16 protein-coding genes are annotated in these 17591 nt (G+C 33.6%); all 16 read right to left on the bottom strand.

Features of this window, described 5'->3' with window-relative positions:
- Positions 1-987: 987 nt before the first annotated feature.
- The 16 genes from ACGHIN_RS07625 to ACGHIN_RS07550 all read right to left on the bottom strand — a co-directional run bounded on the left by ACGHIN_RS07625 (position 988) and on the right by ACGHIN_RS07550 (position 17585).
- Entirely contained in the window at positions 988-2892 is a 1905-nt protein-coding gene (locus tag ACGHIN_RS07625) for a hypothetical protein (protein WP_390452275.1), read from the bottom strand.
- Positions 2889-5012, bottom strand: a complete 2124-nt coding sequence (locus ACGHIN_RS07620) for a hypothetical protein (RefSeq protein ID WP_390452273.1) — start codon at positions 5010-5012, stop codon at positions 2889-2891. The genes ACGHIN_RS07625 and ACGHIN_RS07620 overlap by 4 nt, the downstream gene beginning before the upstream one ends.
- Positions 5012-8524 carry a tape measure protein gene (locus ACGHIN_RS07615; protein WP_390452271.1) on the bottom strand — a complete coding sequence of 1171 codons (3513 nt, stop codon included), beginning with the start codon at positions 8522-8524 and terminating at the stop codon, positions 5012-5014. Before ACGHIN_RS07615 ends, ACGHIN_RS07620 begins: the two co-directional genes overlap by 1 nt.
- A 62-nt stretch (positions 8525-8586) precedes the next feature.
- A complete protein-coding gene (locus ACGHIN_RS07610) occupies positions 8587-8916 on the bottom strand; it encodes a hypothetical protein (RefSeq protein ID WP_390452269.1) in 330 nt (109 codons plus the stop codon).
- Between the two features lie 6 nt (positions 8917-8922).
- Positions 8923-9339, bottom strand: coding sequence for a hypothetical protein (locus ACGHIN_RS07605; RefSeq protein ID WP_390452267.1), 417 nt, complete (start codon positions 9337-9339; stop codon positions 8923-8925).
- A 2-nt stretch (positions 9340-9341) separates the two neighbouring features.
- Positions 9342-9899: a hypothetical protein gene (locus tag ACGHIN_RS07600; protein WP_390452266.1), complete on the bottom strand. Its 558-nt coding sequence runs from the start codon at positions 9897-9899 to the stop codon at positions 9342-9344.
- 58 nt (positions 9900-9957) lie between these two features.
- A complete protein-coding gene (locus tag ACGHIN_RS07595) occupies positions 9958-10218 on the bottom strand; it encodes a hypothetical protein (RefSeq protein WP_390452265.1) in 261 nt (86 codons plus the stop codon).
- Complete coding sequence (locus ACGHIN_RS07590; RefSeq protein ID WP_390452263.1) at positions 10211-10678, bottom strand: hypothetical protein; 468 nt, start codon at positions 10676-10678, stop codon at positions 10211-10213. Before ACGHIN_RS07590 ends, ACGHIN_RS07595 begins: the two co-directional genes overlap by 8 nt.
- Before the next feature lie 40 nt (positions 10679-10718).
- Positions 10719-11480 (bottom strand): hypothetical protein, encoded by a 762-nt coding sequence (locus ACGHIN_RS07585; RefSeq protein ID WP_390452261.1) that lies wholly within the window; start codon positions 11478-11480, stop codon positions 10719-10721.
- Between the two features lie 113 nt (positions 11481-11593).
- Entirely contained in the window at positions 11594-12178 is a 585-nt protein-coding gene (locus tag ACGHIN_RS07580) for a hypothetical protein (RefSeq protein ID WP_390452260.1), read from the bottom strand.
- A complete protein-coding gene (locus tag ACGHIN_RS07575) occupies positions 12168-12782 on the bottom strand; it encodes a hypothetical protein (RefSeq protein WP_390452258.1) in 615 nt (204 codons plus the stop codon). The genes ACGHIN_RS07580 and ACGHIN_RS07575 overlap by 11 nt, the downstream gene beginning before the upstream one ends.
- Positions 12783-12847: 65 nt before the next feature.
- A complete protein-coding gene (locus ACGHIN_RS07570; RefSeq protein ID WP_390452257.1) occupies positions 12848-13138 on the bottom strand; it encodes a hypothetical protein in 291 nt (96 codons plus the stop codon).
- 59 nt (positions 13139-13197) lie between these two features.
- A complete protein-coding gene (locus ACGHIN_RS07565) occupies positions 13198-14484 on the bottom strand; it encodes a phage major capsid protein (RefSeq protein ID WP_390452255.1) in 1287 nt (428 codons plus the stop codon).
- 16 nt (positions 14485-14500) lie between these two features.
- Positions 14501-15367, bottom strand: a complete 867-nt coding sequence (locus ACGHIN_RS07560) for a hypothetical protein (protein ID WP_390452254.1) — start codon at positions 15365-15367, stop codon at positions 14501-14503.
- 96 nt (positions 15368-15463) lie between these two features.
- Positions 15464-16549, bottom strand: coding sequence for a phage portal protein (locus tag ACGHIN_RS07555; protein WP_390452328.1), 1086 nt, complete (start codon positions 16547-16549; stop codon positions 15464-15466).
- Between the two features lie 736 nt (positions 16550-17285).
- Entirely contained in the window at positions 17286-17585 is a 300-nt protein-coding gene (locus ACGHIN_RS07550; RefSeq protein ID WP_390452253.1) for a hypothetical protein, read from the bottom strand.
- Positions 17586-17591 lie beyond the last annotated feature (6 nt).

Below are 17591 nucleotides of genomic sequence, written 5' to 3'. Positions count from 1 at the left end.
ACTCAGTTTTGACACCTGATCTTTTTAAAGTGAAATTGCCGACACCATCGCTAGCCGCTTTTACTCTAACTTTTGCAATTGTTTTAGCATCTGTGATCTGTTTTATATAAATAGAAGACCCCTGTCCAGGTGTAATATTTTGTGTGAAATTAATTCCCGAAACATCCTTTGATTCAAGAGAAAAAGTTTTATACTTTTCTGCTTGATTATTAAATGTTTCTTCAGTAAATCCGCCAACTTTTTTAGTCCACTTTGCCGAAATACCGGGAATATCTGATGAAGTAACGGATGAGTTTGCTTCATATATTGTATCGTCTTCCGGATTTATTAGCTGTCTACCTGCTGAATAATTTCCAGGAACCCATGTTTCGATTTTATTTTCAGCTTGAGGAATTGCAATTTTTGAATTTCTCCAAACTGAGCCATCGAAAAACGCTTCATTTATTTTCCCATCTTCAGCTATAATATCGGTTGGATTACCATTTTCATCTACTGCGGGTGTTAAATTCGCATAGGTCCCGAATTCTACAAGTCTATATAAGCCAGGTAAAGTAGGTTCCGGAGATGAAATTCTTAAATTATCCTTGTAACCGGATGAAATTATATTTTTTAATTCAGCATAACTTTCTGTAATGATATTTAATGAAGGTAAATTTTTGGAATTATCAATTAATTGTTGCCCCGTTGTAGAATTATAGGTGTTTCCGGAAATATCTTGTAAAATTATTTCGGAAGGTTTAGCAGGTAAGTGATAATATTGACCAACATTGTCAATCAGTTGGAAGGTTTCATTGGGAGGGTTGCCAGAATACTCGTTTGTTTCTCTTAAAAATAAAATGGCGTTTGAAGAAACTATTCTTTCGAATTGTACTGTTTCAATAGTTTCTATTACTTTAATTCCGTTTGAAATTTCAAGTATTTTAACTGTATGTGCTATTGGATGTTTTGGCTTATGCCACGATGATTATACAAATTTAGTTTTTTTTATTAAGTTGTACTATATGAGGCAGATATTATTATAGGGTTAGGTAAAGGATTTAAATTACTATCCAGTATTTCTATTGATCCTTCTATTGTTGCAATCGGATCTGGTTCTCCAGGGTTTTCTCCTGGATCTGTAGAGAAAGGAGCATATTGACATGAAACGTGAATACTTTCATTATAAATACCTTCAAATAAAGTGGTTGGGACAGTAGAACTGTAATTTGTAGATGGAATATTAGTATTTCCAAATTGAGTACTATTTAATTGTCTATTCATAGAGTTAAAAGAAGAAACTGCTGTTTTCTTAACGTAGCCTTGGAAGTCCCCACCAGAAACTTTTAATGTATAATCCGTATACCCTGTAGTTGGATTATAATTAATATTCAACAACTGTACTAAAATTCCTCCTGGAGTACTCACATAAGTTTCATCAACTATAAGAGATGATCTTTGACCACAGAAATTACTATTTGTAAGAATTTTAAAGTAGACGGTTTGGCCATCAATAACAAAAGCAGGTAAATCGATAATAAGCTCGTTTGTAGTTAAACTTCCTGTATTAACAATTAAAAGTTGGTCAAAATGTATTCCATCAAGGGAATACATAAAAAGCACCTGTTCTGAATTAGCAATAGAGTTGATATCCCAAGTATATTTAACGCTGGAAGAAGACATAAATGCAATACCTGTCAATATAGGATCTATACAATTAGAAATAGAATCTAAATCATACATTTTTAATGTGGATGTCATTACTGTAAAACCTTCAAATCCTAAAGAGTTTATGATTTTATACTTAAAATTGTCAAGATAGTTTCCCGATGTAGAAAGTTCATTATTCTTTCCTTTTGGCATGTATACCAGATCATCCTTATCACAATAACTAATTTTCATCCCTACAGTAACGACAATATCCTTCATCTGAAGCATTAAATATCCATTATCCGGGACCTTTTCTATTTTCATAAATAGGTTACAATTATAAATGGGACCAAAGAAATCTTCATAATTGTTAAATGTATTTGCTACCTGGAAATAATTTAAAGCTCCGGAATTAGAGTCCGAATGATAATCGAAGTCATAAGTGTGATCGCTGGTTTTAATAACGATTATATTGGAAAAGACCGAATCATCAAATTTTCTTTTAGCAACTCTTTGGCCGTCTATTTTCGAAATAGTGAAACCTTTGTTTTCTTGATCTGGCTCACGTTCAAATGGTTTTACATTAAAGTAGGTTTCATCAAAATAGATGAAATCGGAATCCAACGCTACGGATAAAGCATCGTAGTTATAATCATTCAACATCACATTCCAGCTTTCAAAAAACGTCCTTTTTATTTTCCCGGATCTATAAGTGTTTTCTAAACGATATGAATCCGTGTATTTTTCAGCTTCAACTTCATCATATTTATGAGAATAATAAAAAGGCAATCTGATCTGTTGAGGCAAAAAACCTGAATCTGCATATTTAGCGTTATAAAAATTTTCTGAATGGTAGTATGTTAATAGAGTGGTCCTGCTTATATTATACTCGTCATTTATAAGGTTGAAAAGGTTACTGAAAAAAGTTCTTTTATTAGTCTTTATGGTAAAGTAAAATGTTTTGCAGTTTAATGGAATAGAGGATAAGATAAACAGAAAATAGTGGATAGTCCCATAAGACAATAGTTTACTGTAAAATTGGTTACCATTATCAAGTTTTTCTCCGGATAAAGTGGTTATATTAATTTCAGATATAATTTCATCATTTTCTAAACCTAAATCTAAATATTGTGCATAAATTTCATTAGTAACCAAGGAGATGAAAATTTTTTCCTGATCCCAAACTTCAACGCTATATCTTTCACTTCCGGAAAGATGATCGTCAAATCTTATAAATTGATATTTTTGTAAATCTAAATTTTTCATGCTTTTCTTTCTCCTTTAATATTATACACCTTTTCGTTTTCCCATGAATATTTCATTTCTGAAATATAAATTTTAATTTCAGAGCCGTCTTCTTCATAAACAGTAACAAATCCCTTGTCATTTATTATTTTATTAGCCATTTCTATGAATTCATTAAACTTAATCCGATGTGCTAGGTTTAATTCGAAATTATCACCGTTAAGAATTGGCTGCGGCAACTGATCCGGAGTTATATCATCTGATTCTACTAGCTCTATGTTTTTAGTCTTGACGGTAAGCGGAACCGTTGGTTTAGTTTTAGCTTTTAAATTATTAAGATATAATGTGTTCTTCCAACTAATCGTATCTGAAGTAAATTGAGATATGTTAGATAGTGTTTCTGAATAATAATCTATCATCAGCCTTTTGATAGATAACCTCAAATTATAAGTGGTTGTTGGGCTGTAAATGTTTTCAACCAGCATTCCCTCATCACTTCTGTTTTGTAATGTTCCATTTTGAAAAATTGTATCAATGATATAAATGTCTTTATCATTAGGAATGGTTTTCGTTGAATCCTTATTAAAACTTTCCCTTCTGGTATTTTCGATCATATATTGATCGGTGATAAAATTGATGTTATTTTCTGAAGAATAGTTTTCCAAAGGTTGAGAATTGGCCAAATACCATTCACCTTTTACATGAAAGGAATCAATTGTATTGGAGCTGCTTTTATCATCTTCATATTTCGAATATGATAAGATGAAATTAGATTTAATCAATCTTTGATTCGGAGAAATTTTAAAACTATCACTTTCAGGGCTAAAAGGAATTCGACCACATTCGACATTAGTATAAAAATCTGTTTCGTGACCTATGAAAATTTCATTTCCATTTATTTGGTAGTCACAGTTAAAAGCGCTTTGAATGTAGTCTACGAAGTTTTTCCAGGTACAATAATATGGCTGATCATTGAATTGTCTTAAAAACAAACCGGAAGTAGCAAAAATATCATAAAATGGACCATTTGGATCTGTGAATTTTGGCGCCACTACTGAAACCGAATTGTTTGTAATTGATTTAAGTACCTGCTTACCTATTTCTATCAATCTGTTTGCTTTGGTAATGGTATTTTCAAATCTGTCAACTCCAAAATAGTGTATCGATGGATTCTTATTAAAAGTAAGGTAACCGTCAATAGGGTCATTCTGCTTATGCTTAACCGCCGTAAAAAAGTAATAAACTTCCTGAAAAGGAGTCAAAATAAGTTCATCGCTTAAATATGGAATAACAATCCGATTAGATTCTGTACTGACTAAAACATCAGTAACAGTGTTGACAAGGACACCATTTGAATCAAAAAACCTTGTGATTCTTTCAAGGGAAATCACCGGAACTCGATCCAGATTAAAGCTGATATCTACATCTTTAATGGTGATCGATAATTTTGTCGTTTTATCGGAATTTTTATAATGAGTAAAATTAAGGTTGGCAGGAATAGGTATTAGTTCTGGAAGTACTATAAATCCATCACCAACGTTTCCAGCCTTGTTGAATGCATTAATATAAAAAAAGTCAAAAACTCCCAAGGGCGTTACGTCTCTGGAATAAGGTATATCCGCGGCATTTAATTCTGCGTAATTATCGACGAAAATCTCTTTGAACTTTGTAAGAAGTTCAACCATCTCAATCGGAGTAATATCTTTGTTGTCAATTGATTTTGGAGAAAGTAAATCTATACTTTCATTTTTTTTTGCCTCAATTTTTTCCCGGATATTATTCACATCAATTTTAGATTTGAAATAATACATATAGTCGGTTTCGGCAGAATCTAATTTTAATCTTCCTCTGTAAAATTCTTGATCATCCACCTTTATAATAAGGAAAATTCCTGTTTGCCATTTGTATAATTCATAATAGTCGCAAAGCTTTTCAAATTTGTGGTTTAATCTAGGGCTGAAAGTCAAAACTACACTGTCAGCAAAGGTTATATACCTGCCAAATTTATTTGTATTTTGTTTGATTTCGATATCAGATTTTTCCAATTCTACAGGCTTATCTATTTCAAATGTTAAATCTTCCTTCTCAAAATAAAGGAAGTATGAAACTGTATTTCTTTCTATTGGTTGTATACTGCTCATTATCTTAATCTTTGTCCGGTTGGCCTATTGTTTTCACTTTTATAAATTATTCGGCTGTTTCCTTTGGTCTCAATTCTCACAATTTCCCCGTCTAAGGCGATATAATGCTCTTTTTTTACTTTCTCTTGAGCGAAAACAGTTTTTTCAGCAATTTTAGAGGCTAATTTGTCGTAATCTAAATTTTCCGGATGTTCTTCTTTATTTACTGGTAAATTGAGCTTCATGATGAGCTTTGACATGTCAGCAGGGATAATTTTATCTCCTTGCATTACCTGTTTTAATCTTGGACCGTTTGACGAACCCTTATCCTTTAACTTCCAGTCTTTACTATAATGTAATTCCGGTCCTTCTTCATCGGTGATCGCAATTCCGGATTGTTCAGCATATAAAGTACCCTCTGCATATTTCGGAACCGGAGTGGATTGAATTTTTGAAATTGCCATGATACCGGTAACGGTAACCAATGCTATTCTAGCAATCATAGTCCACATATTTTTCTCAGTAGCAAGAGCCTGGGAAATTCCGACAAACATATTCAAGGTCGCTTGTAAGGTGGCCATCGCTTTCCAGGTTGCAGAACCTTCTTTAGCAAAAGCCTTTAAACTCCCTGCCATCATTCCGATGCCTTTTGCATAATCTTCAGCGGATTCAGCGTTTTTCAACATCATAAATGCTGATTCTGTTTCCTTAATTGCTGCGGTTCTTTCTACAAATTCGCTTTGTGAATCTATTGCCTGGTCAAAATAATCCTTTCTTGTATCAGCTTCTTTCTGCTGATATTCCAAGGTAATATTTTCAATTTCCTTAGCAATTTCAGTTGCATTTTCAGGATAAAGTCTTGCCTTTTCGGTTAAGTACTCTACATCTGCATTTCTTTTTAATTGAAGAAGATCTAACTGTGCAGATAAATCATTTTCATTAGATTTTTGGATGAGAATTTCTTCTTTTTCTACATCCAATTTTTTTAGTGTTTGTTTTAAATCAAGATTTTTCTTTTCCAGATCCAAAACTTCCTTACTAGAGTTTTTACGAGCTTCGTTTATTTTTTCTAAAAACTCAATTTCAGCTTTAGTCAGTTTTTCACCAGCTTGAAGCTTGTTTCTAACTTCGAGCTCATTCAATTCAAATTTTTTAGCCAAAGCTTCTAACTCGAAATCAAGAATTTTATTTATTCTGTTTTTCTCAATTTCAACGAGTTGATCTGACAACTCTACAGACTTATCAAGGATTGATTTATTGGAAAGTTTATATTGATTTTCAGAATTAGCAACTGATTCTAATTGAGCATCCTTTATTTTGCTTAAGTATTCTTTTTCAACATTAAAGGTGTCAAGTTTATTTTTTTGTCTTAGTTTTTCCCTTTCTGATTCAGATTTTGCATATTTTAAGTTTACAGCAAATTCTTCTTGCAGAAGTTTTAATCTTTGGTCCTGAAGGGTTTTGAAAAACACTTCTTTTTCTTCGGCTGTCTTTTTTTCGAGACCTGTTGACTTTTCAATAAAATCTAACGATGCTTTTTTAGCTTCTATTTCCGCTTTAGCATTTTCAAAGGCGATCTTTCTTGCTTTTTCGGCTTCTCGTTCAGCCTTTTTTCTCATTCTCTCAGCTTCTTTTTCTGCCTTTTTAGCAGCTTTGTCGTCGGAAATAACGGTTTTAGTATGAACATCTTTTTTTACAAGATTGTCACCTCGATCTATGTACTCATCAAGACTTTTACCTGTATTTCTTCCGGTGTTAGTGGAAAAGTATTTTCCGTCAAATTGGAAATAGGCTCTTTTGGCTTCTTTAGCATCATTCCAGGCTTTTGTATATTTAGCGGTCCTTTTCTCTTCATTCATCATCCATATATCGCCTTCTCCCAATCCTTCCCATTTTTTATCAGCGTCTGAAGTTAATTTATCCCACTTTTCATATTTTCTAATGAAATTATCGGCGGATTCTTCCATTTTCTTGTTAAACTTGTCCCATCCATCATCTTCAAACATTGTAGAAAAGAAATTGGACACCGTAGCGGCGAGATAATTGATTGCTCCGGCTAAAAGATTAACATCTGCGCTGATATAGGTCAAAGTAGCACTGAATTTTTCTAAACCCGTAGATGTAGTATCTGCTTGTCCGGTAAGGGATGCTAAAACATCCATCAAAGCGCCGATCAAGCTAATTAATGCATCTAAAGTTTCTCGTGCTGCAGCTCCTTCAGTAACTAAAGTATTCATTAAGAAGCGAACTACTTCAGTCAGAACATCAATTCCTCCAGCGAAGAAATCAACGCTTTCCTTATCACTCGCAATTTCATCTAAGAAGAAGGCCCATTCGTTTGACAATCTGTTTTGAGCAGCAGCTAATGTATCCATATTGCCTGCTGTTTCAAGGTTGTAAACATCATTTAATCTTTCTGCAACTTTTGGAAGGACATCATCGGCAACTACAGTACCTTTTTTCAGCATTGCATCTAATTGAGCGGTGGAAACTCCCATTCCGGCCGCAAACAATTGGAATGCTCCGGCCATTCTATCACCCAATTGCCCTCGTAATTCTTCTGCTTGGATTTTTCCCTTAGATATCATTTGCTCTAATGCTCGGAAAATTCCGGCATTTTGATCGGCGGAAAGCCCTAATTTAGCGGAAGCTCCCGCAAAACTTTCGAAGATAACCCTGGCTCTTTCCCCTTCAAGATATGTTCCTTTTACAGCTGCTGAATATTTTGTGTAGGCTTCTGTTGTGGAGACCAGATCCAAACCATATTTAGTGGTAAGTTCTGATAAAAATTGCTTTTGATAGCTTATTTGTGCTTCTGTCTCAAAAACTTGCTTTAATGCCATGTTCTGAGCATTGAGCACTTTTATAGTTTCGTAACCTTTACGGGCGATATCGGCAAATAAATCAATAGCGCTGACAACCCCAAATGCAGCAATTGCATTTCTGAATGCTGAGCTGATTCCTTTAATTGCATTCTCATAATTACCTACCTTTCTGGTATGGTCACCTACAGAAGCATCAAGTTTTTTAATTTGCTGATCCAGTCCTGAAGCTTTAATTCTGGCCTCAGTATATTCACGTGAAAGTCTTTTGAGTTCTGTATTATATCGTCTGGTGGTTATTTCACCATTTCTATATTTATTTTCAAGTAAGATCATCTCTGCCCCAAGCTCTTTAGCTCGGTTTTTGGCATCTCTGACTTCCTGAGCAAACTTTTGGTACACACTTACTAATCCCAATGCTTCTCTAGCATTATCTTTGTTGGCCCGGTTGAGTTCCTGGGTTTGTACCCTTAATTTTTGAACTTCGACAGCATCTTCTGCTCTGGCTTTATTAAGTGCCCGCTCAGCTCTTTCAAGATCTGTTAATGTTTTCTTTCTTTTTTGAAGCTCTTCATCTACTTCCTTATTGACATTTTTATACTTTTCAAGAAGATTCAAAAATTCTCTTAACCCCTTTATATTGCTAAAGGCGTCAACAATTTTATTTGACTTTTCAACGATAGACACAAGGTTTCTATCGCTTTCAAGCAATTCGGAATTAAAAGATTTTAAATGTATGACGGCCTGAGGTATACCGTCAATGGTAAACTTTGCTATACAGCTTCTTGGCTTATGCCTATCTGATCACCTGGATGAATATGGAAAAATATTTCTTCGTACATGCCGGTATTAAGTCCCGGCTTTTCTATAGGAAGTCTCGTGTTGGTCTTAATGGTAGCATAAATATTAAATTTACCCACAGATATTCTCCAAATATCATAAAAAACCGTTCTGGTCCTTGGATAGAATTTTGGTGTAATGTCAAAAATATGAGGTTCAAAAACAAAATTATAAAGATTATATCTGTCATAAAGGCTTAAAAGATTCAGTCTTTCAACAAAATCTTTTAACATTTCGGCATTATCAATCTTTTCGTAAAGCATTAAATATTATTTTTTATTACCGCTCCAATAATCATCTTCATTTCCCGGGCCCCAAGTTCCTGCAACACTTCCAGTTTTGTTTAAAGTTCCACGGAAATTCCCTGATGAAGATCCGCCTGAGAAAGTTCCAGTTAAATTTGCACTATACCCTGGATTCAATACCTCAATATTACCATTTATTGTATAAGTCTGTTGACCCTCTTTAATTACTTTGCCGTTTATAATACTACCATCTGCTTTGACTTCAAATTCCCAATCACCATAATAAGCACTTCCAAATTTATCACTATATAATTTCCCGGACCATTTACCAACAAAAGCAGTTATATTTGGCTTAGGTTCTTCTGAATTATCATTATCAGAAGAACACCCGATAAATAATATTGAGAAAGCTAACAATAGAAATAAATAAATCGTTTTCATGACTATAATTTTTTATACTGACGGGATTTTTCTTCCAGTCGATTAATTGCAAAAACGAATTCAATTACTGGAGTTTTATAACGATCGAAATTGAATCCATTTTCTTTCACCAAAGTTAAGGTTTTTTCTAAAGAATTTTCATCTTTTTCACTCGGATCTTCCTCTTTTTCTTCAAGTTGTCTTTGTAATTTAGTTAGCTCGTTATTGGTAGTTACTAAATAGGTTTCTATTTGTAATGGATCAACATTTATACTTTTGCAAAGATTCTCAATTTCGGCAGTAATTCCCCTCGTTGAAATTAGCTCATTTAGTACTTTTAAATTGATAAGTTGTAATGAAAGCAGTATAAATTTTGATTGATTTAAAATTTGAGGGTTTCTGCTCTTATTTGTAAAATACGAATTATACTCATCGATTATTTCGGCATATTTTTCTTGGAGAACTAAAGGATCTTCAGGTTCATCTTCAATCTCTTTGATCAAAAGTGATAGATCATTTGTCCGGGTTAATTCGATAAAATTATGAATTGGAAGATCCCTACAATTTTTATATAAACTCATAACTTTTTAGTTTAGTGATTAATCCAAAAAAACAGCTTTTCAGCTGTTCTATTAGTTTTTACTTTGTTTTCTTTGAATTTAATTCGGGTAACGGCGGCTTTTCTACAATTTCAAAGGAAATTACATTGTCAGTTTGCTTTGGAATAAAATAACAATCAATATTTCCTTCTTTGAGCCTTCTTTGAGCTTTTTTTTCCGGTCCCACGAATATTTCTTTATTTTTGGATTCCCAAACCACAAATTTAGAATTTGAAGTGGTAAGAGAAAAAGCGTCTCTTAAAGCGATGTTTAAACCTGTTGTTTGTTCACATTTACACATTTGAATAGTATTTTTCTAGTTCTTTAATAAATTTTGGTTCAATCAATTCTATGAATTTACTTTTGTAAAATTCCATTAATCCGAAAATCTCTTCCGGATTAGTAATTTCTCCATGAAACTGAATGGTTTGAAATAAGCTTTTCTTATTTTGTCCAGCACTATTAAATTCAAAATCAATATTATCTCCTCTAATAACACCTATTAAGTAGGTTCTTTGCCAAAAATCTCCCGTATCGAAAAGGTCGTAAGGATCACCTTGGATTTTTCGGCCGTTTGATATTTCTTCAGTTGATTTTTTGTAATAACCAATTATTCTTCCTTTACTGTCTTTTCCGGCCCTCCATTGTTGTCTTTGGAGATCGATAATTTTTTCGTCAGTAATGATTCTAACAGTAAATTTATTCAAAAGTGAATTTGAATTAAAAGATTTTGCTTTTTCTATCCATTCTAAAACGTCCATAAAAATAAAGCGGTGCAAATGAGCACCGCTAAATGTTAAATTATGCAGTGTATTTTAAATCGTCAGACTTGTAAAAGTAATTTGCCAGTACAATTACTCTTGTATTCTTGATTGAATCATAAAGGGAAATTGTATAATCCTGACCGGCAGTCAATCCTGTCACGGCATATACACCTTCTCCTTCGGCAGTAACGGCAAATCCGGCAACAGCTGCACCGGAAGAATCTAATGCTCTGAAATTTGCGGTAAGTAAACCGTCAATTGGAGAGCTTTGATCGCAGGCAAATGTCACTTTTATCTTATCATCTACTGTTTGTGTCAACAAAACTTCATCTATTCCTTGTAGATTCATCCATTTTACTTCAGTTGGGGCTATTGTGTCCCATTCTTTCATGTATTCTATAGACCCTGGCTTGGTTAATTCTATACGGAAAGTTTGTTTAGCACTCACTGTACCGTCATTGTCCTGCATACCTTCGAGTCTGGCCAAATTAAGATCGAATCCTTTAATGAATCCATCAGAAGTATAAACCACATTTAGAAATCCATCTTCATCAACTTCCAACAAATCCCATGCTTTACTTGATAAAGCACTCAATGATCTTGATAAACAAGCATCTGATTCAAATTGAAGTCCCCAATTAAAAACCATTCCGGAAACGTAGTAATCTTGTTTCTGAATTGTTTCATAAGTCGGTTCTTTATGATTTGGTGCAGCTCCCAAATTAACAGGAAGCGGAACTAAAATCCCCTTTTGGATAAGTTCGGTTACCTTTGCCTGATCTAAAGTATCAGTTTTCACATCCAATTTAAACCCTTTCTCAATTAGAAAGCGTCTTTCGATGTATTTTTTTTTGGTACGACAACCTCGGGTTCCGGTACCTTTAACTGCTGTCCCGCAGTTTTTTGTCATATTTATTGGCATGATTTTAAATTTTTTAAACAGTTATCGTCGATTTTTATATCAAACTTTAAAGTGACAGCATCCCATATATCCAAAGTTTCTGCTTCCGGGACTTGTTCCACATTTTCTACGGTTTTTGAAACCGGATAGTTGTAGACTTTTTTGAAACTGATCGGATTTGAAGCTTTATTAATAATAGAAGTGTTTTTATGTCTTGATATCACCTCAATCAGATTGTTGGCGATATCAATCAAGAAAGGCATTGTTTCCTTTTCTCTTGTAGAATTTAGCCATTCTCCCTGTGTATCTGAGCATATAATAAATTTAATGCTCGGAATAACATTTTCTTTCAATAAAATATTTCCATCATAGGGAGTAATTAGCCATATTAGCGGATACTTGGAAGTGTTTTTAATGGCAAAAGCCCTCTTCCCGGCAATATCGCTATTTTTAGCAATTATCCATTGGTTTAACTCCTGTTGATCACCCCATGAATAAGAAATATTTTTAGTGGGACTTAATGCCATAAACGAATCTTTATTTTCATTTATAACATGACCTAAAATATGTTCAATATTTAGTATTCTATATTCCATAGATGTTTTGATTTTGAAATTTTATTTCTTCAAAACTTGGAAAAAGTTCGGAATGCTCTTTTAAAAACACATGAAGGCCAACCTTCCCGCCGTATGTACAGGCTCTTACCCAGGACCAAAAATAATTGAAGGCTGAAATTCTTTTTGTTTGGTTTGAAACAGAAAAGGAATTTTTCACTTTTATCTTCTGTTCTCCGGCAACTGAAGTTCTTGAAGCATTGTCATAGGTCCACATATAGTAAACATAATAAGCTAAAAGGCTTTCCTTATAATGCTCCTCTTTGCCTTCAATGATCAAAGGAACCTTTTTGATAATTCCTTCCCATTTATGATGGGGACAAGTGCTCGTCCTGCATCCACAACCCATAGAGGTGAGATCGTAAAAATCAGATACGCCAGAGTCAGATTCCTGGTATTTTCTACCTTCTATTAAAAATTTCCACTTAGGATCTGCGTTATCTTTAAGTTTAAATTCTTTAGATCCTTCAACTCCGGTGATCTCGAACTGTTCAAGTAATTCATCTGCAAGACATTTACCCAGAACTAATTCAAGAGCCTCAATTTCCCATTTAGAAATAAGCTTGTATATTTCGTAATTCTTCATACAAGTTTCTTCCAAATTTGGAATATGGATGTCACCGGAGAAATATGAAAGGTCTAATAGATACATTACTTAACTTTTTTTACAACGTCTTCGTGCTGATTATAAGTTTCAAAAGCTTGCTGTGAAATCTCCTGAATGTGACCTTTTTTAATGTATTTAGTGTCCTTCAGGAATTCAACCTTAACTTTGTGAGTAAGGTCAATAATTACATCTTCACCTTTTTCTCCAGCTTCTTTAGCTTTTTCTTCGAAAAAATCCTGAGAGGAAACTTTCGCTACTTTAGGTGTTTTTGTCTCTTTAGCTTCGGGCTTTGAAGCATCATTATTCTGAACATTTTGTTCGTTTCCGTTTGCCATTTTTTTAATTTTATTAAGTTTAAAATGAATTGAAAATAAACAGGAGAATCACCTCCTGTTTACACTTCTGGTTCAGCAATTAGATTTTTCACGTTTGCAAAAGTATCTTTGATGATCCCGGTTTCAGCTCCAGTTGGGATGCCGATACCTACCATTTGTTCTAAAACATTAGCAACCAGGTTTCTTCTCAAATCATCTTCATTGTTTGTTCCTTGGTAGTATTCAATTTGGTTGTCGATAAATACCTTTACTAAGGTTAAATCACCAATTACAAATTCTTCTCCTGTTAATTTTGGATCTTGAACTAAATCAACATCAAAGTCACCATACTTTAATGTTGAACCAATGATTTGAATAGATCCTCCATTCGAAAGATTATAATGTCCGTCAGAAGCTTTGGAAGTAGTAAGTTTTCCAAATCCTGAAGGGCTTAATAAAATAGCATTCGGTACAAATCCTTTTTTAATTAAGTCTACCAATACCGCAACAATTGCATCGAAGTTATTGGGATCTTGAACTTTGAAATCCGGATCAGCTGTAAATGCAACTCCTCCTGCTTTTGTCACAGTAAGAATTTCGTTTGGAATCTTCTCCATCAATAATTCATTAAAGCGAGTTTGAAGGTTAACCCCCATTTTTGCAAGCACTCTTAATAGAATTCTTGACGTTTTCCAGAATACAGCAATGTACTTATAGTTGATTGTTTTTGGTTCAAAATCGACCTTAACAATCGGTTTTAATGCACATTCTTCTGTAATAGCTGCCTCGCCTACATAATCTTCAGAAATAATTGTAGCTGAAATCTCACCTTCGGTAGGTTCAACAGTTACATAGTTGTAAATCTTGGAATATGGTCTTGGTTTTCTGTAAAAAGTAGGAATAAGCCTAGTGAAAAAGGCTAAAACTCCAGACAATATACCTGTGGTACCTGCTGCAGGATATGTTCCGGCAGGAACATCAGTAACCGTCATAGTGTCAGTACTTGTCCATGCTTTAATTGTGATTTTACCTTTGATGCCGCCTTTGTCAGACTCTGTTTCCTTCATTTTTTCTTCATATTGATCATTGAAGCTTTTAGCAATGGTAGAAACATTTTCTTCTTTATTTCCGGCTGTTTTACCTAAGTTTTCAATCATAGCAGTTGTTGTTGTCTTGTAAGTATCAAAATCTTCTTTGGAAACCCCTACAGGTGGTTCCATCGCTTTTACAGCTTCTTTGGCTGCTGTTGTTGCAGTTTCCTTTACAACTTTTAAGTCGTTTGCTTTTTTATCCGCAAGGTATTTTTTTTGTTCTTCCGCAGATAACGCATTAAATTCCTCCGGAGATTTTTCAATAAATTCGTCCATTTTTTTGAATTTTAGATTAATAAATTAATAATGAGCTTGGGGGAAACTTCTGTGTTGTCTGCGGTTCCTGCTGAATGTCCGGTGACGGTTCATTAGAAATGCTCTTATCAGAGTCTTCCGTATTTTCTTTTTCTTCTACCTCAAGAGTAGGAGTAGTATCATTCGATCCAAAAGGCACAGCTGATCCTTCTCTTAATTTGGCTTCTGGAACAACCCAAAAAAATCCATATTCTTCAGCTACCTCACGGTTAACAATTTGGCCAATGTATTTATTCCAGAAATCCATTTCTTTTTCATCTTCTGGATCATATACAGCTAATTCAATTTGCATATATCTCATTCCTACTGAATGTTCGCGAACCCTTTTTTTCTTGTATCTCTCGAACATTAAAGGATTAACATCTTTCCGAATAATTGACTCAAAAATCAAACATTCTGTTTGGCCAGGGAAAGAGTATCCTAGTTCACTCCAATTTTTAAATTCTGTATAAACTTTTACATCTTCAGGATAAGCGATTATATAATCGAACTTAGATGTCTGATGTTCTTGAATATGATAAAATCCTTTCGCCGCATTTTGCTCAATGGTTTTTTTCCATATTCCCGGAAGGTGAACATCAAAATGTGAATCAAGGTAATTTGTAGTATTCATAACCACTTTTACTTTGATCGTATCCGCATCTTGAGGGCTTACTATCTCTTCTTCTTCAGCTTTATTTGTAACAGTTTTTTGATACTCAAATGAGTATTGAAATTTCACAGTAGGGGTTTCGTGATCCTTTGATTTTTTTAAATCAATAAGCCTTTTTCTGTTTTCCTTCAGAAATTTTACGGTTTCTTCTTTTGAAGCAAATTCTTTGTTTAAAAAAGGAAGTTTTATCATTTATTTACTGGTTTGGCATTTGCCTCTTTTTTTTGTTTTAATGACTGCTGAAGGGCTTCAGTGTTTACTTTCCCCTTTTTTTCCAGATCCTTTATTTTATCCTTCGATAATTTTTCCATCTTTCAATAATTTTCGGGCTTCATCCCGTGTTATTAATTGTTTCTCATATAGGTTTGACACATAGCCGGAAACCATTTGTTTGTGTTCACTTTCTGTTTTGAATGTATTTTGTTGACGTTCTGCAAAAACAGAAAGATGTGAGTAGCTTAATTCTATTTTGGTCTTTGTTAGCTTGGAATATTGAGAATTAATAGATTTTGCAAAGTTTTCTGCCACAGGAAGAACAACCTTTTCATACAGGTCAATATCCTCTCCCTCCTTATCTGATTTTAATTCAGATTGGGTGATTATATTTTGTAATTTTCTGGGAATGCCAAAAAGATTTAGGATGATACGGCCAGCTTCTTGCTTAAATTTGGAATTATAGTCATAATCTTTCAAGCTTTCAGCAAGGTTAATGGCTTTCAGAGCTGTCGTTGCAACCGTTAAAGATTTTCCAAAAATAATTCCGGAAGCATTCAACTTCTCTTCAATATCTTGTTTGTGAGTTTTTCCGGTAACCGAAACAATTGGTTTGTCAAGAGTATTCATTGACATTTCACTTTCCTTTACGGCTTCAGGGGTAACGATAATATTCCCGGAGAGTTTTATTTGATTGTCAATCGCTTTATTTGATATCCAAATTTGGCTTAATTCCTGCTCCAGGGCTTTAACCCTTGAAACACCAATAAAAGAGTTTTTTGGGTCTTGTGCGATATCGTAAAAAGGTATTATTTGTTTGTAATTAAATACTTTCTTTTCAAAATTATAGGTGTAGTCAAAAGAAATGTCATTCTGGAACAATTTTATTGATCGCCCTCCAAAATCAATATTATCATTATTAAGACATATCAACGATGAACCTTTATCAATGAAATTAACATAGGCAGGGTTTTCATGGTAGGGAAGAAGATAAGAGAACCCTCCGGAGAAAAGATTTCTTATAAAGTCTTTTCCGAGTTCTTCAAAAGATTGTTTATAATTCGGATTAGTGAGCAAGGATGTTATAGGCCCGCCGCCTTCAATAATATTCCCTTTTATATCCCTTTCTATAATTCGACATGCATTGAAGGCATCTGAAATTAAAATTATTGCCTTATTTAAATAATAGTTATTGAGCGAAAAATTATGATATTTAGAAGAGTTGTAAGAATCCCAACTCTCAAAAAGAACAGTATTGAAAAAAGGAATAACATCAGGATCTGTTTCTTGATCTGATGTGCTTGAAAATCTAAATCCTTTTCGGAGCCAGTTAAATATTTAGAATTGTGGCTTATGCCTTAGAATAACATTACAAATATAATATTTTTTGGAATTACAATGCTAAAAATCAGACAATTTATTAAGAAGTTCCAGGTGCAATCAATTTGCCAATCATTTTATTTGGATGTAAATCATCAACCAAGGTAAAAGGAGTGTCTATTTTTAAAATAATTTCTTTTACTTCTATATAATTTTTCATCTTATTCTGTAATTTAAAAAGTTTATGATTCGATTCTTAATACTGATCAATGTGATTTCACCGTTCCTGATAGAGTAGAAGAGTGAAAAAGTCAGCATTATTATATTTATTCCCGGGATAATCAAAAAGATTGTTCCCAGGATAAGGTCCAAAACTGTCAACTTCTTTTCAAAGAATACCATGAAAATGAATAGTAGAAAAGAAATTGAATAAATAATAATTAATGTCTCTTTCATAAGATTTAATTTTTCGCTATTACTTTCGTTTTAGCAGCTTCCAGAGAAGCAAGTTTTATTTCCGGGGTCCTGTAGATCAAGGTATCGGTTGCCGTCCAGTTGGTTTTTATTTCTTCTAAACTCATGGTCTTGAATTATATATTTCGTTAGCCTTTTTAATTGCAGATATTGTGGCTTCTTCTCTGTTTTCAAACCCAGTATCACTTCTCAAGGCGTTAGCAATATTAATCTCCCAAAAAAAATGATAACCATCATAATAAGTGTTGTTAATTGTTATCACAATCCAAACTACATCCAACCAATCAATTATCAAAGAAGCTTTAAATTTATCCGAAAGAGAACTGAATCCGCCCTCCGGAAGAATAATCATTTCGTCTTTCATCCATTTTTGAAAATCATCTCTTGCTTTTCCGTCTAACATCGTCTT

Source organism: Chryseobacterium barbadense, assembly GCF_042849955.1.
Lineage (GTDB): Bacteria > Bacteroidota > Bacteroidia > Flavobacteriales > Weeksellaceae > Chryseobacterium.
Note: the sequence above shows the minus strand (reverse complement) of the source record. Positions and strands in the feature narration are given on the sequence as shown.

Bases quoted from the DNA above. Each gene is read 5' to 3' on its own strand.
- ACGHIN_RS07625 (WP_390452275.1), bottom strand. From the start codon at position 2,892: ATGAAAAATTTAGATTTACAAAAATATCAATTTATAAGATTTGACGAT.
- ACGHIN_RS07620 (WP_390452273.1), bottom strand. From the start codon at position 5,012: ATGAGCAGTATACAACCAATAGAAAGAAATACAGTTTCATACTTCCTT.
- ACGHIN_RS07610 (WP_390452269.1), bottom strand. From the start codon at position 8,916: ATGCTTTACGAAAAGATTGATAATGCCGAAATGTTAAAAGATTTTGTT.
- ACGHIN_RS07605 (WP_390452267.1), bottom strand. From the start codon at position 9,339: ATGAAAACGATTTATTTATTTCTATTGTTAGCTTTCTCAATATTATTT.
- ACGHIN_RS07600 (WP_390452266.1), bottom strand. From the start codon at position 9,899: ATGAGTTTATATAAAAATTGTAGGGATCTTCCAATTCATAATTTTATC.
- ACGHIN_RS07595 (WP_390452265.1), bottom strand. From the start codon at position 10,218: ATGTGTAAATGTGAACAAACAACAGGTTTAAACATCGCTTTAAGAGAC.
- ACGHIN_RS07590 (WP_390452263.1), bottom strand. From the start codon at position 10,678: ATGGACGTTTTAGAATGGATAGAAAAAGCAAAATCTTTTAATTCAAAT.
- ACGHIN_RS07580 (WP_390452260.1), bottom strand. From the start codon at position 12,178: ATGGAATATAGAATACTAAATATTGAACATATTTTAGGTCATGTTATA.
- ACGHIN_RS07575 (WP_390452258.1), bottom strand. From the start codon at position 12,782: ATGAAGAATTACGAAATATACAAGCTTATTTCTAAATGGGAAATTGAG.
- ACGHIN_RS07570 (WP_390452257.1), bottom strand. From the start codon at position 13,138: ATGGCAAACGGAAACGAACAAAATGTTCAGAATAATGATGCTTCAAAG.
- ACGHIN_RS07565 (WP_390452255.1), bottom strand. From the start codon at position 14,484: ATGGACGAATTTATTGAAAAATCTCCGGAGGAATTTAATGCGTTATCT.
- ACGHIN_RS07560 (WP_390452254.1), bottom strand. From the start codon at position 15,367: ATGATAAAACTTCCTTTTTTAAACAAAGAATTTGCTTCAAAAGAAGAA.
- ACGHIN_RS07550 (WP_390452253.1), bottom strand. From the start codon at position 17,585: ATGTTAGACGGAAAAGCAAGAGATGATTTTCAAAAATGGATGAAAGAC.